Annotated in this window: 16 protein-coding genes; 4 read left to right on the forward strand and 12 right to left on the reverse strand. The window is 65.6% G+C overall.

What is annotated here, in order from left to right:
• Window positions 1-193: 193 nt before the first annotated feature.
• The 6 genes from msrB to A5663_RS19740 form a co-directional block, all read right to left on the reverse strand.
• A complete protein-coding gene (gene msrB / locus A5663_RS19715; RefSeq protein WP_068153063.1) occupies window positions 194-607 on the reverse strand; it encodes a peptide-methionine (R)-S-oxide reductase MsrB in 414 nt (137 codons plus the stop codon).
• 9 nt (window positions 608-616) lie between these two features.
• A complete protein-coding gene (locus A5663_RS19720) occupies window positions 617-9610 on the reverse strand; it encodes a nuclear transport factor 2 family protein (protein WP_068153068.1) in 8994 nt (2997 codons plus the stop codon).
• A 2-nt stretch (window positions 9611-9612) separates the two neighbouring features.
• Window positions 9613-10680 (reverse strand): oxidoreductase family protein, encoded by a 1068-nt coding sequence (locus A5663_RS19725; RefSeq protein WP_068153072.1) that lies wholly within the window; start codon window positions 10678-10680, stop codon window positions 9613-9615.
• 86 nt (window positions 10681-10766) lie between these two features.
• The gene (gene aftC, locus A5663_RS19730; RefSeq protein WP_068153075.1) at window positions 10767-12089 is read right to left on the reverse strand and encodes an arabinofuranan 3-O-arabinosyltransferase; all 1323 of its coding nucleotides are present in this window, start codon (window positions 12087-12089) and stop codon (window positions 10767-10769) included.
• A 21-nt stretch (window positions 12090-12110) separates the two neighbouring features.
• Entirely contained in the window at window positions 12111-13676 is a 1566-nt protein-coding gene (locus A5663_RS19735) for an alpha/beta hydrolase (protein ID WP_156744564.1), read from the reverse strand.
• A 25-nt stretch (window positions 13677-13701) separates the two neighbouring features.
• Window positions 13702-14475, reverse strand: coding sequence for a pyrimidine reductase family protein (locus A5663_RS19740; RefSeq protein ID WP_156744565.1), 774 nt, complete (start codon window positions 14473-14475; stop codon window positions 13702-13704).
• A 34-nt stretch (window positions 14476-14509) separates the two neighbouring features.
• Between A5663_RS19740 and zapE the strand changes: the two genes are divergently transcribed.
• Window positions 14510-15535 carry a cell division protein ZapE gene (zapE, locus tag A5663_RS19745; RefSeq protein WP_068153078.1) on the forward strand — a complete coding sequence of 342 codons (1026 nt, stop codon included), beginning with the start codon at window positions 14510-14512 and terminating at the stop codon, window positions 15533-15535.
• Here the strand turns inward: zapE and A5663_RS19750 are convergent.
• The 4 genes from A5663_RS19750 to A5663_RS19765 are packed head-to-tail and all read right to left on the reverse strand — an operon-like array spanning window position 15532 to window position 17837.
• Window positions 15532-16059, reverse strand: a complete 528-nt coding sequence (locus A5663_RS19750; RefSeq protein WP_068153081.1) for a GNAT family N-acetyltransferase — start codon at window positions 16057-16059, stop codon at window positions 15532-15534. The two genes, zapE and A5663_RS19750, sit on opposite strands and share 4 nt — an antisense overlap.
• Window positions 16060-16065: 6 nt before the next feature.
• Window positions 16066-16557, reverse strand: a complete 492-nt coding sequence (locus A5663_RS19755) for a hypothetical protein (protein ID WP_068153197.1) — start codon at window positions 16555-16557, stop codon at window positions 16066-16068.
• Window positions 16558-16592: 35 nt separating this feature from the next.
• Window positions 16593-17315 carry a Clp protease N-terminal domain-containing protein gene (locus A5663_RS19760; protein ID WP_068153083.1) on the reverse strand — a complete coding sequence of 241 codons (723 nt, stop codon included), beginning with the start codon at window positions 17313-17315 and terminating at the stop codon, window positions 16593-16595.
• A 33-nt stretch (window positions 17316-17348) separates the two neighbouring features.
• Complete coding sequence (locus tag A5663_RS19765) at window positions 17349-17837, reverse strand: SRPBCC family protein (RefSeq protein ID WP_068153086.1); 489 nt, start codon at window positions 17835-17837, stop codon at window positions 17349-17351.
• Window positions 17838-17914: 77 nt separating this feature from the next.
• On the opposite strand from A5663_RS19765, the gene A5663_RS19770 reads away from it, so the two are divergent.
• Window positions 17915-18268, forward strand: a complete 354-nt coding sequence (locus A5663_RS19770; RefSeq protein ID WP_068153088.1) for a helix-turn-helix transcriptional regulator — start codon at window positions 17915-17917, stop codon at window positions 18266-18268.
• Window positions 18269-18271: 3 nt separating this feature from the next.
• On the opposite strand, the gene A5663_RS19775 is transcribed toward A5663_RS19770, so the two are convergent.
• Together A5663_RS19775 and A5663_RS23170 are read right to left on the reverse strand one after the other, a co-directional pair.
• Entirely contained in the window at window positions 18272-18697 is a 426-nt protein-coding gene (locus A5663_RS19775; RefSeq protein WP_068153092.1) for a hypothetical protein, read from the reverse strand.
• A 142-nt stretch (window positions 18698-18839) separates the two neighbouring features.
• Window positions 18840-19013: a hypothetical protein gene (locus A5663_RS23170; protein WP_156744566.1), complete on the reverse strand. Its 174-nt coding sequence runs from the start codon at window positions 19011-19013 to the stop codon at window positions 18840-18842.
• Between the two features lie 268 nt (window positions 19014-19281).
• Here A5663_RS23170 and A5663_RS19780 point away from each other — a divergent pair, with 268 nt between their 5' ends.
• Together A5663_RS19780 and A5663_RS19785 are read left to right on the forward strand one after the other, a co-directional pair.
• Window positions 19282-19590 carry a hypothetical protein gene (locus A5663_RS19780; RefSeq protein ID WP_068153094.1) on the forward strand — a complete coding sequence of 103 codons (309 nt, stop codon included), beginning with the start codon at window positions 19282-19284 and terminating at the stop codon, window positions 19588-19590.
• A gap of 212 nt (window positions 19591-19802) precedes the next feature.
• Window positions 19803-20396 carry a hypothetical protein gene (locus A5663_RS19785; RefSeq protein WP_231976842.1) on the forward strand — a complete coding sequence of 198 codons (594 nt, stop codon included), beginning with the start codon at window positions 19803-19805 and terminating at the stop codon, window positions 20394-20396.
• The last annotated feature ends 241 nt before the right edge of the window (window positions 20397-20637 follow it).

Here is a 20637-nt window from a genome sequence, read left to right on the forward strand (position 1 = left end):
CGACAAGTACCAGGTGATCGGCCCGTTCACCTGTTATTCCGGTAACGCGATGACCGCGCCGTTGCTTTTTCAGTGCGTCGCCGACACCGAGGACCGCGCGGAGTTTGCCGTCTACGCGGCCTAATTTTTGCGCCGAGCGTGCGGCCATTGCGAAATCTCGACCTGATTTTCGCAACCAGCGCACGCTCGGCGATCAGCTTTTCGGCACCAGCCGCAGCGAGATCGAGTTGATGCAGTAGCGCTGGTCGGTCGGCGTCGGGTAGCCCTCGCCTTCGAAGACGTGGCCGAGATGGCTGTGGCAGTTGGCGCACAGCACTTCGACGCGGCGCATGCCCAGCGAGTCGTCCGGTCGCAGGATGACGGCGTCGGAGTCGGCCGGATCGAAGAACGACGGCCACCCGCAGTGTGATTCGAACTTCTCGGTGCTGCGGAAGAGCTCGGTGCCGCAGGCCCGGCACTGGTAGACACCTTCGGTCTTGGTGTCGGTGTATTCGCCGGTGAACGGACGTTCGGTGCCCGCCTGGCGCAGCACGTGGAACTCTTCGGGGCTGAGCTTCTGGCGCCACTCGTCGTCGGTCAGCTGCAGTTTGGGAGCCGGTGTGGTCATCTCTCCACGCTAGTCGCCGTCGGCAGGGCGCGTCCGTTCCTCCGCGTAGGCGAACGCCGCTTCTTCGTCGTCGAGTTCAAACATGCAGGCTGACTGGGCTCGGCCGTCGCGGATGACGAACACCACCAAGTCACTCCACACATACTTCTCTCCGTCTCGCCCGCTGCCTACGCGCTCACTGCGGCAGACGCCACAGTTCGGCGACAGCCAGCACATCGCTGAATTCCATGTCCGCCACGATTCGACCACCCCCCTCAGCGCCTCGACACCCGCGCGCATGCCCGCTGCTGAGCGATCACTCAAAGCTGATCGAGACCGGTTCTCTACGTGGAAGTCGGGGCTGAACAACTCGCCGAACACGCGATCGAAATCCCCCTGCCCGACTGCGATCGAGAACTCCGTCGCTATGACGCCCGCAGCGGCGAACGCCGCACCCTCCCCGGCGTAGTACCGCTGTTCGAGTTCGCGGTAGGCCTCTGCGAAATCTTCTTCGTCGAAGCGACTCAGATAAAGGATCAGCCCGTCATCGTCGACCTCGTGCACCCAAAACGCGGTCGATTCAAATTCAGAGTCGTTGGAGTAACGGGTCCACCCGAGGTGCAGACGTTCTCCCCGCACCGCCAACGAGCGCATCTCGAGGCGGTTGTACTGCTCGGAGACCCGCTTTGCGGCCACGCCGATGTCACCGCTCGCGAATCCGCTCCACCGCCGGCGATCGTCATTCAGAAGCGAGGACGAGAAGCACGCCGCAAGGCCATCGAAATCGTGGGCATGGGCCAACTGGTCGAGTGCGTCCCACGTCTGCTTGGCTCTATTGGTGATCGGGAGTCGGCTCGCCGCCGCGCGGACCCGTTCCTCGGCGTAGGCGAAGGCCTCGGCTTCCTGTTCGAGGTCGAACTCGCACACATGGACGGCGCGTCCGTCGCGGAACTCGCCCACGACAAGCTGAGCCCACCTGTATCGCTCGCCGTCGCGTCCCACCGCCTCACGCTCGTGGCGAACCACCGCAACCGTCGGCGAGACCCAATTCTCGGCGGAGTGCCAGGAGCGCATCGAGGTGACCAGTTCAGACAGATCCTCGTAGCTGGCGCGAAGTTCGGCGACTGAGCGGTCGGGGAAGCCCGAGCTCGATCGGCTCACGGCACGCATGTCTTGATCGGTCAGCTCGCCGAACACCCGATCCCATTGGCGTTGGTTGATAGCGATCAAATACTCAGCGCTGTGGGCAGCCGCCTCGGCGACCGCCTCACCCTCACCGACACAGTATCGACGCGAGAGTTCACGGTAGGCAGCGTCGAAATCCTCTTCGTCGAATCGGCCTTCGTAGATGACTCGTCCGCTCTTATCGACCTCGTGGACCTGAAGATAACAACTCTCGAAGCCTGATTCGTTCGACCAGCGGGTCCAGCCGAGGTGCAGACGATCACCGCGCACCGCCATAATACGGCCCTCGAACTTGCTGTATTGCTTGATTATTCGTTCATAAGCCGTTCGAAGATCTCCCGGTGGGCTACCGCCGAAGCGGCGACGGTCGTCGAATTCGAAATCCGGAGCGTAGAAGGCGACGGCGGCGTCGGTATCGCGCGACTGCATTACCCGCTGTCCGCCTTCGAAGGTCCGGCTCGCAAGGTTTGAAAGTGACAACCGCCCTGCGGCCGCCCGCACCAACTCTTCGGCGTAGCCGAGCGCCGCGTCCTCGTCTTCGAGGTCGAACTGACACATCGAGATGATCCGGCGCCCGCGGATCTCACCAGCGAGAATCCTCCTCCACGTGTAGGTTTCACCGTCGTGTCCGACCGCCTCGCGCTCGTGGCGGCCGATGCCCACCGTGGGAGACAGCCAGCACTCGACTGCAATCCACGAGCGGTTCGTGGAGATCATTGAATTCAGCTGCTCGAGGCTGGCGCGAAGCTCGGCGGCCGACCGGTTCGGGAATGCTGAGCTCGATCGGTTGTCGAAATACAGCGCTGGGTCGGCCAACTCGCCGAAGGCCCGATCGAAGTCACCTCGGTCGGTGGCAGCTACGAATTCAGAACGTACGCGAGCAGCTTCGGCAAATGGCGCGCCTTCCCCGGCCCAGTAGCGGCGTTCGAGTTCCATGTAAGCGCTCTCGAAGTCGTCTGCGCCGAAGCGACCGTAGTAGTGGATGCGGTCGTCGTCGTCGGTTTCGATGACGTGCAGGTATTCGGTGTCGAATCCAGCGTCATTCGACCAATGCGTCCGAGACAGTTGCAGCGACTCGCCGCGCACGGCCAGAACATGGCCCTCGAACGACGAGTACTGCCGCAGAATTTCCGCGCACGCGGTACGGACGTCGCGGGGCGGGTCGCCCGCCATCGCCCAGTGGTCGTCGTAGACATACGAGTACGCGAAAAGGGCCGCGGCGCCGTCGGCATCTCGAGCCCGCATCGCATCTCCGACCGAACTCCACGTTCGGCTGGCCCGGTTCGCGACCACGAGCCGACTGGTCGGGGTACGCACCAGTTCCTCGGCGTAGGCGAAGGCCGCGTCTTCGTCGTCGAGGTCGAAAAGACACGTCGACGCGAGCTGTCCCCCGCGTACTTCGGCGACGGTGATGAAGTTCCAGACGTACTTCTCGCCGTCGGTACCGATTGCTTCCCGCTCTAAGCGACCGACAACGACGGTCGGTGACACGAAGCGAATCGCCGAGTGCCACGCCCGCACCGAGTCGACCATCGCGTTCAGTTCTTCACGGCTGGCACGGAACTCGGCCGCGGAGCGATTGCCGAAGACTGACTGCGATCTGTTCTTCACACAGAAGTCGGCCGTGGCCAGCTCACCCAAAGCACGGTCGAGATCACCGCTGTTTTCGGCGATGGCGTATTCGGTCAGAACAGTCGTCGCGTCGGTGAACGAACTGCCTTCACCGACGCAATAGCGTCGGTTCAACTCCCGGTAGGCGCCCGCGAAATCGTCCTCGTCGAACCGGCCGTGATAGGAGAAGCGCCCATCGTCGCCAACTTCGCGCAAGTTCCAGGTGATCGTCTCGTTGCCCGCGTCGTCCGACGATCGGACCCAGTGCAGGCTCAGGTATTCACCCCGCACCGCCGAAGTGCGCCACTCCAGGTCGTTGTAGTGCCTCAGGAAACGTTCAATACCCGCCCGCATCTCGACGCGGCCGCTGACCGGGTCACCGCTGAGCCGTCGCTGATCGTCATATTCGAAATCATCCGCGTAACAGTCGACGGCACCATCGATATCGCCGGCGCGTAACGCGTGGACGTAAACGGGCGCAAACTCGGTGGATTTGTTTTCGACAGCGAGTCGGCTGGCCCTCGCACGCACCCGGTCGTGTGCGTACGCGAATGCCGACTCTTCGTCGTCGGGATCGAACTCGCACATCGATGCTAAGCGGCCGTCCCGATGCTCGGTCACCATGACGCGCGTCCAGGCGTACCTCTCGCCGTCCTGCCCGGTGGCTTCCCTTTCCAGCCGGGTGATACTCAAGTTCGGCGCTATCCAACACACCACCGAAATCCAGGTTCGTGATTGAGCGACCAGCTCGTCGAGCTGCGAGAGACTGTCTCGGACAGCTCCGGCCGACCTATCGGGAAACGGGGAACGCGAACGATTTTCGACACGCACGTCCGGGGTGCTCAGTTCCGTCATCATTCGGTCCAAGTCGCCGCGATTGAGGGCTATGGGCACTTCACTTGCGTTGCGGCCCGCTGTCGCGAACTGCGAACCCTCTCCGACGTAGTAGCGTCGCTCGAGTTCTCGGTAGGCGCTCTCGAAGTCATCGTCGTCGAAGCGGCCGTCATAGATGACGTGCTCTGCGTCGTTGATTTCCGTGACGTGGAGGTAAGCTGTTTCGTTGTCGGCGTCGTCGGACCATCTACTCCGCACCATGACAAGGCGCTCTCCGCGGACTGCGAGGACGCGGAAGTCAAATCGACTGTACTGCTGGCAGATCCGTGCGACCGCGGCCCGCATCCCTTCGCGATCGGTGATCGGGTTGCCGCTGAGGCGTCGTCGATCCTCGAACACGAACTCGTCGGCATACGTGGCGACGACACGTTCGACATCGCCCGCCCGCAGCGCATCGAAAAACGTCGGCAGCAACTCGCAGCACCGGTTCATGACCGCGAGCCGGCTCGCGGTCGCCCGTACCCGTTCCTCGGCGTACGCGAAAGCCGCCTCTTCGTCGTCGATGTCGAAAACGCAAACAGACGCGAACTGGCCGGCACGTATCTCGGCCACATCGATATGAGTCCACGCAAACTGTTCACCATCCCGTCCGACGGCGTCCTGCTCGAAGCGAGCGACCACGACTTTCGGTGACAACCAGCAGACAGCGGCGTGCCACACCCTCAACGAAACGATCCTCGCGGACAGCTCGTCATAGGTGGTGCGGAAGTCGGCGCCGGAACGGTCGCCGAAGAGCGACCGTGACCTGTCTTCGACCCGGAACCCCGGAGCGGTGAGCCTTTCGAAGAGACCGTCGATGTCACCATTCATGAAGGCGATCGGGTATTCGGCAAGTGTCGCCGCCGCGTCCGCGACTGCTCTGCCCTCTCCTGCGCGATGTCGCCGCTCGAGTTCGCCGTATGCCTCGACGAAGGCGTCCTCGTCGAAGCGGCCGTGGTATTCGATGCGCCCGTCTGCTGCGATCTCGTTCACATAGAGCGTGGTTGCGACGTTGCCGGCGTCATCTGCCCAGCGACTAGAAACAAGCTGCAGGTGTTGGCCGCGGACCGCCAATACGCGAAAGTCGAACTCTGTGTACTGCCCGAAAACCCGCTCGATGGCTGCGCGCATCGCATCCAGTCCGACGACGGGATCGCCGGCGAGGCGTCGTCGATCGTCGTAAACAAACCGGTCCGAGAAGCAGGCGAGGGCACCGTCGACATCGTGAACCCGACAAGCCCTGATGAACTCCGGCAGGTAGTCACACGACGAATTGGTGACCGCGAGCCGGCTCGCAGTCGCCCGCACCAGTTCCTCGGCGTACGCGAAAGCCGCCTCTTCGTCATCGATGTCGAACTCACACATCGACTCAATGCGCCTGTCGCGCACTTCGATCACCAAGATGCGCGTCCATGAGAAGTGTTCGCCGTCTTGACCCACCGCTTCACGCTCGACACGAGTTACGCACCACCCCGGCGAAACCCAGAACACCGTCGCGAACCAGGTTCGCGAGGACGCGACCATTGATTGAAGGTCAATCAAGCTGTTGTGCAGATCCTTGGCGGAGCGATCAGGAATCGCCGAGCGCGACTTGTTCGTCACACGCATCTGCGGAGAACTGAGTGCATCGCGAAGCCGGTCGAAATCGCCTTGGTTGACTGCTGTTATCGCTGCGGCGGTGATCGATCCGGCTTCGGCGAAATCCGCGCCCTCTCCGGCGTAGTAGCGCCGGTCGAGTTCTCGGTAGGCGCCCTCGAAGTCGTCCTCGTCGAAGCGCACTTGATAGACGATTCGCCCGTCGTCGTCGGCCTCGTTCACGAAGAGGGTGATGGTTTCGTTGCCGTCGTCGTCAGACAACCGGCTCCATTCGAGATTCAGTCGCTGCCCGCGAACCGCGAGGACACGGAAGTCGAAGTACTGGAATTGCTCGAAGACCAGCTCGATCGCCTTCCGCATGGCGTCGCGACCACGGATGGGTTCACCGCCAATTCGCCGATGATCGCGGTAGACAACCTCTTCCGAGTAGTGCTCCATGGTCCCACCGACATCGTGGGCTTGCATCGCCGCATTGAGCGCCCGCAACGACTCACAGCACCGATTGGTGATCGCCAGCCTCGACCCGCTCGGGGTCGCCCTCGCGGGAGCCTGCGTTGCGGTAACCGCGGCATCCGACGCCCGACCTATTGAAGCTGCGACTTCCTTTGCCGAATAGAGGATTTCGGCGTCGGCTAGAGCGGCCCGCGCGCCCCTGGAATCGCCGGCGGCGGCAAGCACTCGGCTCAACGCGAGGCAAGTTTCGGCGTGGTCGAGGACCAGATCAGTTCCAGCGGCGGCCGACACCGCTTCCCGCGCCATCGCCGAGGCCTCATCGTGACGGCCCTGCGCGGAGAGAATCTCGGCTCGCACCGCGCGCCACGCGATGGCTGTCTTGAGATTGTGGCCCGCCAGGCGTTCGCTCTCTGTGGCGTAGCGATCGGCTTCGTCGATCCGGCCCTGGGCGAGAACCGATCTCGCGAGCAGTGCGGCGGCCTGCCCGGCGTCGGCACCGACGCCAAGCGCATCCAGCCCTTCCAGCGCGGTCCGGAAGTGCGGTTCGGCGGCGACGGGGTCGCCTTCCATCAATTCGATGATCCCTGCGAACAGCTCGGTTTCCATCAGCCCATGCCGCAAGCCGAGATCGGCGACGATCTGGCGGGCGTCACCGAGCATCGCGCGTGCCCGGTCGGGCCTTCCGCGCAGCAGCTCCAGCACGGCGAGGTGACGTAGGGAGGTCGCCTCCAAAGACGGTGCAGCCGTGGTCATCCGCTGCATCCGGACGACGTCGAGACACCGGCCGCCGGCCTTCGGCACCGGGCTCGGTCCCCACAGCGCCGCACCCGGGGCGGCGACCAGCGCAGCGGTGATCTGTCGGTGGTCCCCGCTCTGGCGCGCCGCGATCAGCGCTTCGAACAGGTCGGCTTCGCCGTCGCCGACCCGGCCGAGACGAAGCCGGGCACTGGCCCGCACCCGGTGCGCCTTGGCCAGCCCGGAAGCGTCTGCGCGACGGCTGAACTCGTCGATGGCGCCCTGCAGGCGTGCGTCGACCTCCAGCAGGCGTTGCGGGGCGGTGTACACGATGAACTGACATCGGTAGCACGTGGCCCACGGCTGGAGCGCATCGTCGGAGATGCGCTCGAGCTCGTCGACCAGCGGCGCGCCGGCTGAGACGTCGCCAGCCGAAAGAAAGGCTTCGCTGCCGATGAGCAGCAGTTCGGCGTGCACGGCGGGGTCGGCATCGGCGAGCGCCGCTCCGCGAGCGGCCTGGACGCCGGCGGAGACGAGTTCGTCGCGGTCGAGCGCGCGGCGGGCCGACGCGGCGTAGTGGCGCGCGGAGCGGACAGACAGTCCGGTGGTGTGCTCGTCGAGGGTCCCGAGCTCGGACCGATAGGCGTAGGCCGCCTCCAGATGTCGGGCGACCATTTCGTCGGAGTCGAACGCGACGCTCGCGCCGGCCGAGGAAACCCAGTCGGCAAGCCGCTCGTGCAGCTGTGCCCGATCCGACTTGAGCAGCCTGCGGTAGGCGACGTCGCGGATCAGTACGTGGTGAAAGCGCCAAACCGGTTCGTTGCCTATGTAGGTACCGCTCGGCTGCGCGAGTTCCAGTCGACGAAGCCGGTTGAGGGACTTCGTGATTGCGGCCGCGTCCGCACCCGCGAGCGCTTGTACAGTGCCGACGGAGAAATCGCTGCCCACCACTGACGCGAGCTCGAGCACGCGCCGGTCTGTCGCATCGAGCCGTTCCAGTCGCGAAGCGAGCAGTGCGTGGATCGTCGGAGGGATCGCGATGGCATCGACGTCGATCGTCAACCGCCAGCCGGCCGGCTGCTCGACGAGAACCCCGTCGTGCGCAAGCATTCCGATCAGCTCCCGCACGAAGAGCGGGTTGCCTCCGGTGGACACCGGCAGCCGGCGCAGCAGTTCATCGGGCAGCCGGGCCGCACCCAGCACCTTCGCGGCGAGCTCGGCGGTGGCGTCGGCGTCGAGGCCGTTGAGATGAACCGCCTCCGACACCCACCGGCTGACGGTCACCATGTCGGGCCTGATCTCGCGAAGCTCAGGTCGTGCCAACGCCAAAACGAGAACCGGAACGTCTTGCACCCACTCCACCAGGTGCTCGACGAAGTCGAGGAGAAGCGTGTCGGCCCACTGGATGTCGTCGAGGACCAGCACAACCGGCTCGTTAAACCCGAGTGTCTCGACATACCGGCGCAGTGCCCAGAAGTTCTCTTCGACAGAACCGGCATCACCGGCCACCAGGCCATTGAGGTCGCGCAGCAGCCGATCCCGCTCGGCGACACCAGCAGGAATATCCGTCGCGAGGTCTCGAGTCCGGAGCACCTCGACCATGGGCGCCAGCGCCACGGTGCCCTCGATGACGCAGCGGGCTTCGATGATGCGCGAGTTGTCCTGTGCCGCAGCGAATTCAGCGGCCAACCGGCTCTTGCCGACACCGGGGTCGCCGATGACGGTCACCAATCGCGCCGCCCGCGCGGCGACGGCCGCGTCGAGCACGGCCTGCAGCCGTGGCAGTTCTTCCGTGCGGCCGACGAAGGGGGTGACGTCGGCGGCCTCCGACTGACCGCTGAGCCACTGGTAGACCGCTACCGCGGCGGTGCGCCCCTTCACCTGCACCTGGCCGCGGGACTCGTACCTGTGCCGGCTTCGCGTCGCGCGCCAGGTCTCTTCGCCGACGACCACACCGCCGCGAGGGCACTCGGCCTCGAGTCTGGCTCCCACGTTCAACGCGTCGCCGACCAGGTCGGCGTCACCCGCGCCCACCACGACCTCTCCGGTGTTGACCGCGACTCGCAGCGCGAGCTCGGCTCTGTGGTCGGCGGCGACGCGAGCGGCGAGTTCGACGAAGCGTTCCTGCAACTCGACGGCGGCCTCGACCGCTTGGGCGGCATCGTCGGGACCGGTCTCGGGAACACCCCAGACGGCCATGAACCCGTCACCGATGTACTTCGTCACCCCGGCGCGGTGACGCTGTGCGGTCGATCCCAACAGGTCGTGGTAGCGGCCGATCACCTCGCGCGCTGTCTCGGCGTCGACGTTCTCCTCGAAGGTGGTCGAACCGGCGAGATCGGCGAACATCACCGTGACCGTTTTGCGTACCGGACTCGCGGCGGGCAGGTCGGGCGTCGGCTGACCGCCGAGCTCGGTGCCGCATCCGCGGCAGAATCGGGCGGTCGCACTGGCTTCCACGCCACACGCCGCACAAACCCGTGCCAGCGAGCCGCCGCAGCCTTCGCAGAAGCGGGCGTCTTCTTCGTTCGACGTTCCGCAGGAGGCGCAGGTGCGACGGTCCCCGGCCATGGTCAGTCGGGTCCCAGCGACAGGCCGTCGTGGTCTTCGAGCGCTGCGACCGCACGTAGGAGCATCGTGCGGGCCAGATCGCGGTTACGGTCGTTGACGATTTCGATCCGGCCTCCGGCCATCACCGGGTAGATGAAGCACCATGCGGTGGTGAGTCGGTAGTCTTGCCGCAATTGCTCTCGGGGATAAGTGATTCCGTGTTGTGCGAGCCGGGCGGCGTACCGCTCGAGCAAGGCCTCTTCGCAGGCGCGACGGGTCTCGGTGGTCAAGCTCTGGCTCAGGAAATATGCCAGGTCGTAGGCCCCCCGGCCGCGTGCGCTGAGCTGCCAGTCGAGCGCCGTCAACGGTGGGTCGTCGGCCCGCACGCCGAAGAACAGCTGGTCGAGTCGCAAGTCTCCGTGCAGGAACGTTTGAGGCGGTCGGGTGATCTGTTCGAGGAACCACGGCAGCGTGTGCTGGAACCGTTCGCCGTATTCGCGGATCTCCGGCGGCAGGTCGCAGCCCACACGGTCGAGGAACTTCGGCCAGGCTGCCCGGTAGTTCTCGGTGACCGCGGCGACGAACGGCGGGTGGGTGTAAGCGACCAGCCACGGTAGCGAAGCGAGCCGATCGTTCTCCCACCAGAAGGCGTGGTGAGCGGCGATGGCGTCGACCACCGTTGCGGCGTCTGCGGCCGAACAGCCGACGAGCTGGTCAGCGAGTCGGAGCCGGTCGAGGTCCTCGAGCACGAGCACGAAATCGTGTGTCGTCTCGTCGAACGCGGCGAAGTACTGCCGCGCCGGCGGTAGCGGGTTGGCGAGTCCGATCTCCTGGTAGAAGCGGACCTCGCGCAGGTACATCTCGAGGTCTTCGCAGAGCTTGGTCCGCGCGGTGAGGTCGAGGGTCGGAATCTTGACGATCACCGTCGCCGGCATACCGGCTCCGCCGACCAGATGCACCCGGTAAAGCCGCCCCAGCAGGCCGACGCCGATACCGATCTGCTCGAGCTTGCACGCCCGCACGTCGGCCTCGAGGATTTCGCTGAGCCAGTCCGGTGTGATGGTGTGCGGATCCACCGGGATTCTCGGCATGCTGCGCCTCCCCAGTAGACCCCCGTAAGCGAATCAATCGTACGAGTTCAGCAGGGCTTGGCGCGGACTTCGCCGAATGTGGGCGCTCAGCTGATCGGTGGTGCGACGGGCTTCGCCGGAGCTGCGGACGGCTCGACCGGCGATGGCTTCTTCAACCACGTCGGGTCAATGCCGTCGGCGAGTCGGCCTTCGGCTTTGGCGTCCAGGTAGCGGAAGTACAGCACCGAGAACACGACGACCAGCATCAGGCCCCAGCCGTAGGTGAACTTCATGTACTCGAGGAACCGGCCGGTGGTCGGCCAATGCCCGAGCAGCCACCGGTCGGCGCTCATGAACCCGTAGATCGCCAGCCACGCCGGCCAGTTGCGCAGCACCGAGTTCGGCAGCACCACGGACATCAGGAACGGGAACAGCATCATCGAGTAGTAGCCCTGTCCCAGCGACAGCACCAGGAACGAAGTGATCAGCAGCACGCCCGAGGACGTCGTCATCCAGAACAGCGGATCGCGCGTGCGGTAGTACTTGTAGAGCAGCCACAGGGCAAGCACAGCGATCACGGCAAAACCGATGCGCAACAACAGGATCAGCCATGCCGGCAGGCCGTAGTAGATGCCGTTGCCCGCGATCGAGCTGTTGAAGTAGTCGCGCGTCGTGAAGATGTAGGGCACCGTGCGCGTGACAAAGTTCATCGGGTCGCTGATCAACGGCCATGCCGCGGCGTTGAAAACCACGGGAACCGCGATCGCGGCGATGACCGCGCGCCACTGGCGGTTCAGCAGCGGCAGCAGAAGCAGCGGCGCCAGCAGCGGTTTGACCACCAGGGTCAACCCGATCGCCGCGCCCGCCAACCATTCGTGGTTGCGTCTACCGTCCAGCAGCCAGGTGAAGAACAGCACCTCGGCCAACAGGATGCAGCCGTTGATGTTGCCGAAAACCAGTGTGTTGATGACGCTTTCGGTGCAGAACATCGCGGCCAGCAGCGCGGGCAGGGCGACCGAGCGCAAGCCGTAGCCGAACAGTCGGACCAGGAAGTAGGCGGCCAGCACGATCGCGATCGTGTTGAACGTGATGAACCAGTACCGCGACGCGTCAACCGGCAGATAGCCGAACGGCGCCATGAGCAGGGTGCCGCCGGGCGGGTACAGATAGTGCGGGTCGACGTGGTCGAAGTGCTCGTTGTAGATGTCCCAGCCCATCTTGAAATTCACGACGGCGCGGTAGACGGGCCCGTAGTCGTCGGTGATGTAGCCGTTGGTCGCCAGGACGTAGCTGCGGTGGATGATGAACAGGATCGCCAAGGGCCACAGGATCGTCCGCAGCACCGTCGAAACGGTGGGCGGGGAGGTGCGGGGCCGGAATGCTGGCATCAACGAACTGCCCACAAGATCACGCACCAGCGCACCGTACACCGCGGTGTTCTGCCCGGGACGTCAGGCCGGACAGAACGTGTCGGTGTCGGGCAGGCGGCCGGTATCGAGGTAGCCGGTCACCGGCGGCAGCGCGCACGGCGAGAAGATCGACGCGCCGTGTCCGATGCCCTGCCACATCACCCGTTTGTTGGCCGACCCGGCGTTGATCACGGTGGCCGCGACAGCGGCGACGCCCTCGTTGCCGACGATGGGGTCGTTCTGCGTGCCGAGCAACAGTACGGGGATCTTGAGGTTCTTCGGTTCCTGTGGCGTCGTCCCGCTGGGCCAGTTCAGGCAGTCGACGAGGTTCAGCGCGCCGACGGCGCCGAACTGCGGATACACCTTGCCCCAGGCGACGACGAGTTCGCGCACCCGGTCCGGCGTCGGCCGGTTCAGTGAGTCGCTGCAGCCGTTGACGAACTGGCCGTCGCTGTTGCGCAGGCTCTCGGCCCTGCGGATCAGGTCGGTGAACGGGGCCGAGTCCCCGGACCGGGCGGCGCCCACCGCCGCGGCCAGCGTGTTGCCCGCCTCGATCCGGTCGCCGCGCGGATAAGCCAGGGTGGTCGAGATCGCGTTGGCGACGGTCGCGACCGCAGCGCCGTTGGGGCCACGCCCCTGGCGCGCCGCCGAGAGCAGCTCGTCGACGGCAGCTTTCGGGTCGGGGCCCAGCGGGCAGTTGGTCGCCGCGCACTGCGTGGCCCAGGCGTTCAGGGCGGCCTGTTCGCCTTTGACGCGCTGTTCCATCGCGGCTTCGGCGGCGATACCGAGCGGCAGCGGGGAGTCCAGCACCAGACGCGCGACCTTGTTCGGATGCGACCCGGCGTAAGCCAGCGCCACCTGGGCGCCGTTCCCGACGCCGAGTAGCGCGAGCGCCGGGACGTCCCAGGTGCTGCGCAGCCGCTCGATGTCCTCGGCGGCGTGCGAGTTGTCATATGCGGAATCACCGGGGGCGATGGTGTCGGTGCAGCTCGTCGTCGCGGTCTGCACGATCGAGCCCAGGTTGGCGACCGGGTCGTCGCCCGACTGGAACTGTGCCTGGTCGAGCATCTCCTGGCGGTCAAACAGGTCGCGGCAGTCCAGTGCGCCCGACATCCCCATACCCCGCCGGTCGACGGCGACGATCGGGTGGGTGCGCAGCACGTCGGCGCCGGCGCGCGACAGCCACACCGGCAGCTGCGTCGACGACGGCAGGTCGGTGCCGGTTGTCATCACGAGCGGACCGGCGTCGGCCGGGGTCTGCTGGCCGCGGGCGCGGACCACCCCGATGCTCAGCGAGCCCGACGCGCCGTTGATCGGGTCGAGGTCGGCGTCGTAGGTGGCGCAGTCCAGCGTCACCCCGGGCACCGCGGGGACGGCGGCGTCGCCGAACACCCGCGAGGTGCAGTCGCGCCAGGCCAGGTCGTTCTTCGGCGCTTCGACTGCCGGCGGCCCCTCCACCGGCTTGTTAGACGTCGGCTCGCCTTGCGGGCCGGCGCCGGAGTTGGTGGCGAAGCGCGGATTGGCGGCGAGGCCGGGGGAGCACGCCGCGACGAACGCCGCGACGGTCACCAAGCTCAGGAGCCGGACCAGCTGACCACGCCGATGCATGCCGACCACAGTACTGATGGGCGGCTCACCCGAGCCGCACGTAGCGCGTGTACAGATAGCCGTCGTCGTCGGTCAGTACGTGTGCCGGCCGCATCCTCGTCAGCACTTCGCCCAGTCCGGTCGAGATGCGGGGCCCTTGGCCGCTCACCAGGAACGGCGCCACGGTCAGGCACAGTTCGTCGAGCAGATCGTGTTCGATCAGCTGGCTCAGGATCAGCGGGCCACCCTCGGTGAGGACCCGCAACAGGTTGCGCTCGGCCAGCGCCCGGAGCGCGGTCGGCCAGTCGACCTCGGCCGGACGGGAAGCCGAGACATCGATCACCTCGGCGAGCGCACCGAACCGTCGGCGGGTCTCCTCAGCGGAGGTCGTGCACGTAAGGATCAACGGCGGCACTTCGGTGCGGGTGAAGAACCGGGCCGTGGGGTCGAGGTTCCCGGACCGGGTGACGACGGCGATCGGCGGCACCTCCGCGTGGCCGCGGGCCTGCCGGGCGCGGCGCTGTGCGACGGGCACCTGCGCGCCCGAGTAGTTCTCGGTGCGCACCGTGGTGGCGCCGACGACGATCACGTCGGCGGCGCAGCGCATCTGCATGAAAGCGCTGCGGTCGCCTGCCCCGCCGAGCGCCGCCGTCTTTCCGCTCGCGGTCGCACCGCCGTCGATGCTGGCGATCATGTTGCCGCGCACCCAGCAGGCCCGCAGGTCGGCGGGGTAGGCGTAGAAACCGGCCAACTGCTCGTCGTCAATCGGGGGGCCGTCGGGGCCCAGCACTGTGAACTGCGCCGCAGCGGTATCGGGCATGAAGACGATTGCAGCACGTCGATAAGGTGCCTGCATGGACGGGTCCGGTGCGGTGCGACATCTGGTCGACCGCCACCCCGACGTCACGCCGGACCGGTTGATCGCCCAACTCGTGCCGCCGCCGACGTTCTCCGAGGTCAGCTTCGACACGTACATCCCGGACCCGGGGGAGCCGTCGCAGGCGGCGGCGGTGCAGTCCTGTGTTCGGTTCTGCGACGAGGCCGCGCGTCGCCGGGCGGGCAAGAAGAAGCTCTTCGGTCGCCGCGAGGTGCTGCCCGGTGTCGGGCTCTACCTCGACGGCGGCTTCGGTGTCGGCAAGACTCATCTGCTGGCGTCGTCGTACTATCGGCTGCCTGGACCAAAGGCGTTCGCGACGTTCGGTGAATTGACCCAGCTGGCAAGTGTTTTCGGCTTCGTCGAGTGCATCGACCTGCTCGCCGACTACGTGGTGGTGTGTATCGACGAGTTCGAGCTCGACGACCCGGGCAACACGACGTTGATCTCGCGGTTGTTGTCGCAGCTCGTCGAACGCGGTGTTTCGGTGGCGGCGACGTCGAACACGCTGCCCGAACAGCTCGGTGAGGGACGGTTCGCCGCACAGGATTTTCTGCGCGAGATCAACACGCTCGCAGCGATTTTCGAGACGGTGCGCATCGACGGACCGGACTACCGGCATCGTGATCTGCCGCCCGCACCGGAGCCGCCCAGTGACGCCGAGGTCAGTGCGCGTGCCGCGCAGTCCGACGGTGCGACGCTCGACGAGTTCGACGCGTTGTGCGCGCACCTGGCGACCATGCACCCGTCGCGCTACCTGACCCTGATCGAGGGTGTCACCGGCGTTTTCGTCACCGGCGTGCACACCGTCGACGATCAGAACGTCGCGCTGCGTCTGGTCTCGCTGACCGACCGGCTGTACGACGCGGGGATACCGGTGGTGGCGTCGGGCGAAAAGCTCGATGCGCTGTTCAGCGAGGAGATGCTGGCGGGTGGTTTCCGGAAGAAGTATCTGCGCGCGACGTCGCGGCTGCTCGCTCTGTCGCGGGCAGGCGACTCGCCCTAGACCGTTCGCACCATGACGTAGTCGTTCTCCATGGCCTCGCCCAGTTGGAAGGTCTTGGTGCCGGTGACCGAGAAGCCGTGTTTGGCATAGAACCGCTGTGCGCGATGGTTCTGCTGGTTGACCCCGAGCCATACGGCCCGTGCGCCGAATTGCTCGGCCTGCTGCACCGCGGCGATCATCAACGCGGCGGAGACGCCGGCGCCGTGACTGTCGGGTGACACGTAGAGCTTGGACACCTCGACCGCCGGACGGAGTTCGACGGCGCGCTGGACGTCGGGGTCGTCGGGCTCGCCGCGAATCACCATGGCGTATCCGAGAATCGACGCGTCGCGGGCGACGAGCACCGCCCGGTCGGGGTCGGCGAGGTATTCGCGGAACCGGGCCTCGGACAGGTTTTCCTCGACGAAGGCGGCGATGTCGTCCGGCGTCGATGACGGCGGGCAGGCGAGCGGAAAGGTGCGGGCGGCGACGTCGGCGAGTTCGGTCAGGTCGGCTTCAGCGGCCAGCGTTACGTCAATGGCCAACGGCCACTACACGTTCCACTGCGCCAGATGCTCGCCGGTGATCTTGTCGAGCAGCACCACATTGGCCACCAGGTCGCGGTAGCAGTCCCAGAACACCGCTCCGCTGACGGTCGACCCGGCGGGCGCGTTGGTCAGCGCCGGCTGCAGGGCGTCGGGGGCGTCGGTGTTGCGCGGTTCGTAGCTGTCGCCCGTCGCGGTGACGCCGCGGAAGCTGTAGGTGATCGACTGGGCGTACGGCGTCGGCACCTGGATGGAATGCACCGTCACCCAGGCGCGCCACACCTGCTGGCGCGGCGGGCGTGGGGGATAGCCGAAGCCGGGCGGGACGGGGGATGGGTCGACGCTGTGCACGGTGATGTCGGCGACCAGACCCTTGAACTTCACCTGCAGTGTGTCGCCGAGCCTGCCGATCGGGGCGGTGACCGCCGAGGCAGGAGCAGCGACAATCCCGGCGGTGGCCGCCATCGCGGCGACGAGGAGCACGAACCAGCGACGCATCTTCGAATGATCGCACACACGCAAACGCGTGGAGATCAGTTCGTCGTGAACGCCTCCAGCGCGGCGACCAGTTCGCTTTCGAAGCGGTCCATGTCCACGCCGAGGCGGTGCAGGGGTCCGTCGTCGTCGTCGGTCTCCCACAGGGCCAGCAGAATGTGCTCGGTGCCAATGTAGTTGTGTCCCAAGCGAAGTGCCTGACGGAATGTCAGTTCGAGCGCCTTCTTCGCGGTGCCGTTGAAGGGGATCAGTGCGGGCGGGTCGTCCTCGGTGCGCTCGGGTAGCGAGACCACGGTCGTCGCCGCTTCCAGATCGATGCCCTGACCGGCCAGCAGCTTCGCGGCCAGCCCCTCGGGGTCGTTGAACAGTGCCAGCAACAGGTGGGCGGAGCCGATTTCGGGGTTGCCGGCGTCATGGGCGAGGTTTTGGGCCGCCACGACGACGTTGCGAGCGCGTGGAGTGAACCGGCCGAAGCCGCTGTTGGGGTCGAGCACCGCGGCGTCGGGCGCCTTGGGAACGAAGCGCTTCTGCGCGGCCTGCTTGGTGACGCCCATGCATTTGCCGATGTCGGTCCATGACGCTCCCGACCGCCGGGCCTGGTCGACGAAGTGGCCGATGAGGTGGTCAGCGATCTCGCCGAGGGCCTCGGCGGCAAGTACCGCATCGGTGAGCTGGTCCAGAGGCTGCGAGTGCACCGTCGTGATGACGTCGATGAGGTCGTCGAGCCGTACCGGATTGGTGATCTTGATGGGCTGCGTCATGGCGTCAACTCTAAGTTGACGACGGCTGAGGCGTCAACCGTTGGTTGACGCCTGCGGGTAGCCGCGGCGCACCGTCCGATCGAGGATGCCGAGGGTCCCGCGCAGCGCGTTTTCGGAGATGACGGGGAAGATGCCCGCATCTCGCCACTGCTGATCGATGTCGGACCAGTCGTAGAACGAGGTCACCAGCGTGCCGTCGGCGACGGGCTCCAGGCGGTAGCCGTAGACATGGCCGATCTGGGGGCGGATCCGGCCGAGGATGGTCCACGAGATCAGGCGGTCCTGCTCGAAGTCGCGGATCGACACGGTGACGTCGTATTTGCCCATCGGGAAGTCGTTGAGCGCTTCGCGGTCCATATGGACGACGAAGCTGTCGCCGGCCGCGCGGACGCGCTCACCCTCGGCGTCCTGCAGCATTCCGGTGGCGTCGATCGCGACGTGACCTTGCGGGTCGGTCAGTACGGCAAAGACGTCGGATGGGGGCGCGGCGATGGTGCGCTGTACTTCGATGCGATCGGTCATGGGCAGATCATGCCAAGTTCGCGAAAGTTCGGGGGAGTCGTTTTGGTCGATTTCTGCAGGGTATTAGGCAGCTTGCTATGCGCAATCATGTTGATCCGAGCCGAGTGGAGTCCGCTGTGCTGCGGCGGGCGATCACGTTCATCAACGAGAATGCGCACAGGGAGATAACACTCAGCGACATCTCCGCTGCCGTCAGCGTGACGCCCCGCTCGGTGCAGTACGCGTTTCGTCGTCACCTCGGAACCACGCCGCTGGAGTACCTACGCCGGGTACGGCTTGACTGCGCTCACCGCGAGTTGCAGAGCGCGGACCCGCGCAGCGACACCGTGATGGCGATCGCGGGCCGCTGGGGTTTCACGCACGCGGGCCGGTTCAGCGGCGTCTACAAGCGGACGTTCGGCACCCCGCCGAGCGAGACGCTGCGCGCCTGAGCGTTATCTCGGGAAGAAGCCTTCGCGGGTGAAGAAGCCGGGCTGCCAGCCCCGGGCTCCGAGGCACAGCATCGGCCGGCCATCGGGTGACTGGGCGGCGGCCTGTGGCTTCGGGCAGGGCGAACCGACCTCCTGGACGCCGAACAGCTCGTAAGTGGCTTGCCAGAAGCCCTGATTGGTGGGGACTGGTGGCCACTGGTTCGGGATCCAGCGGCACTGCAGTACTTCGCCGCCGGGACCGCGCCCGAAGGTGAACCGCTCGAGGTTGAAGCACGGCCCGGTGAGGTGGGCGTCGTAATTCATGCCGGGGACGTCGCTGGGATAACGACCCGGAGTGTCGGGGTAGTCGGTGTCGTCAGCAGAGGCGAGCGGGGCCGCACATAGAGCGGCACCGGCGATCGCAGCGGCAGCGATTAGTTGGCGAATCATGTCCCACCCTCGGGTCGTCATGACCGGTCGGTCTGCAGCAAAGCCTAGTAGGTGCGATGCGGCTGCCGAGCGTTTTCCCCGGGTTGCGGACGTGAAACACCGACGGACTCGAAAGGCCGCCGGTGTTTTCGGGCTCTCGGTGTCATGCGTGACGTTGGTCGTGAAAGACGCCGATGATGTCGTAGCCGGGGTAGTGCTCGCGGTGGGTCTGCGCAGCATCGGTACAGCTGTCGGCGATCACGATGCGCGAGGCGTGGATTCTGCCGGAGCGGCTGATGACGGTGTAGTGATCGTGCAGCACGTTCATGGTGGTCATCGCTTGTCCTTTCGACGGTTGAGGCTTTCGAATACGGAAATGAAGTTATTGAGAATTGGTGCTTGGCCGCGTCGGCTGATCAGCCCTTATGACGGGGGAGGCAGGCTCCACCGATCGGGGGACGGCTCACCCCGGAGGGCGTGGAAGAGCGCCGGATTCAATTACGCGATAACCGGGAAGTCCACTGGACGTGACTGCGCGGAAGCTCGCTGCATGGTGACGATCCGCGCACGAACGACCGTCGACCCATTAGAGAATTGAGCGGCAATTGATTGCATTCGGCGTGGTGCTGCTGATTGTGGCGGCTCTGGTGATCGTGTTCGGCCTGGTGCTCTACGGCAACGGTGTCGGCGCAGTTCCCGACGAACCCGTCCGCGAGCCGGCGGCTACCCAGAAGGGTCTGAGGCGCATCTCGTGGGGAGACCTCGGAGGGCGGATGAAGACGTCCGTGAAAGACATAACGGACGGCGATGCGGATCGCGCTCAACGATTGTCGGCAAGCGGCGCGTTCTTGGTCTTGGTGGGACTCGTCCTCGTAGTGCTCGCTGTCATCGCCTTCATCGTCGCCACGGTGTAGCGGCGTCCTCGGATACCGACGGTAGGACGAAACCTCCTGTGTGACTGGGCGTGGTCGGGCAAACTGAGCGACGTGGGAACTGACCACGTCGACGGGCATATGTCGACAGGCGCGTCCAGGCGGGCACGACGAGGACTGTCGACGCGATGAGTTGGGCGACCACGGTGACGAGCACGTTGGTGCCTTTTGCTTCCGTCACATCGACTGCGGCCGTGGCGATCTGGACCAAGCGCATCGACGCGAGAACCAAGAGAGAAGAAAGAGACCATGCTCTGGTCCTGGACTACGAGAAGCGGGCGGGTGAGGACAAGAAGGCCGCTCTTAAGTGCTTGATCTCTGCGACGCTGCACCTCAAGCGCGGAGCGGAAGAACTCGCGGGCACGGAGCAAAGCGTCAGCCAACGGCGAGCTGAGGCCATCAGGCAGCTGTACGAGTTCCGGGTGCGCCTGGGTATGGACGACGGAATAGCCGAGCTGATGATCTATGCCGCAGAGCCGGTTCGCGACCTCACTGAATTGATGCTCGACGAATGGGACCGCCAGTTCCGTGAGCATGGTTACTCGCTGGCGCAGTTGGACGCATGCAAGAGGCGACTGGTCCAGACGGCCGGCGACGTCGCACCAACCGAGGAACAAGCGATCTATGCGGAGCGCCAGTGGTGTGAGCTCAAAGAAGAGGAAGCATCGTGGCTCAAGCGGCTCGGCGATGAGTCGGAGATCGACGTCGAGGCGCTGGTGGATCTCTGCAAGAGAATCTTGAAAGCCGCGCACAAGGATCTGCGTGGCGGCTACGGCGTAGAAACTTGACCGACGATGCATCAGCTGATGCTCAAGGGCGGGTGCTGCTGCAGGTCTCGAAGTTGATGCGACGGTCAGCGAGGCAACGCTAGCGTCTTAACGATAAGGGGATGAACCCCACCGACCGCCTTGCAGAACACGTCCGGGTCATCCCTCACCGCCGTCCTCCACTAGGGGGTCCTGTGCCCGCCTTCGTCGCGGACGAAACGGTGCTGTCACACGACGCCAGTGGCTAGTGGTGCACATCACA

Source organism: Mycobacterium sp. E740, assembly GCF_001672895.1.
Classification (GTDB): Bacteria; Actinomycetota; Actinomycetes; order Mycobacteriales; family Mycobacteriaceae; genus Mycobacterium.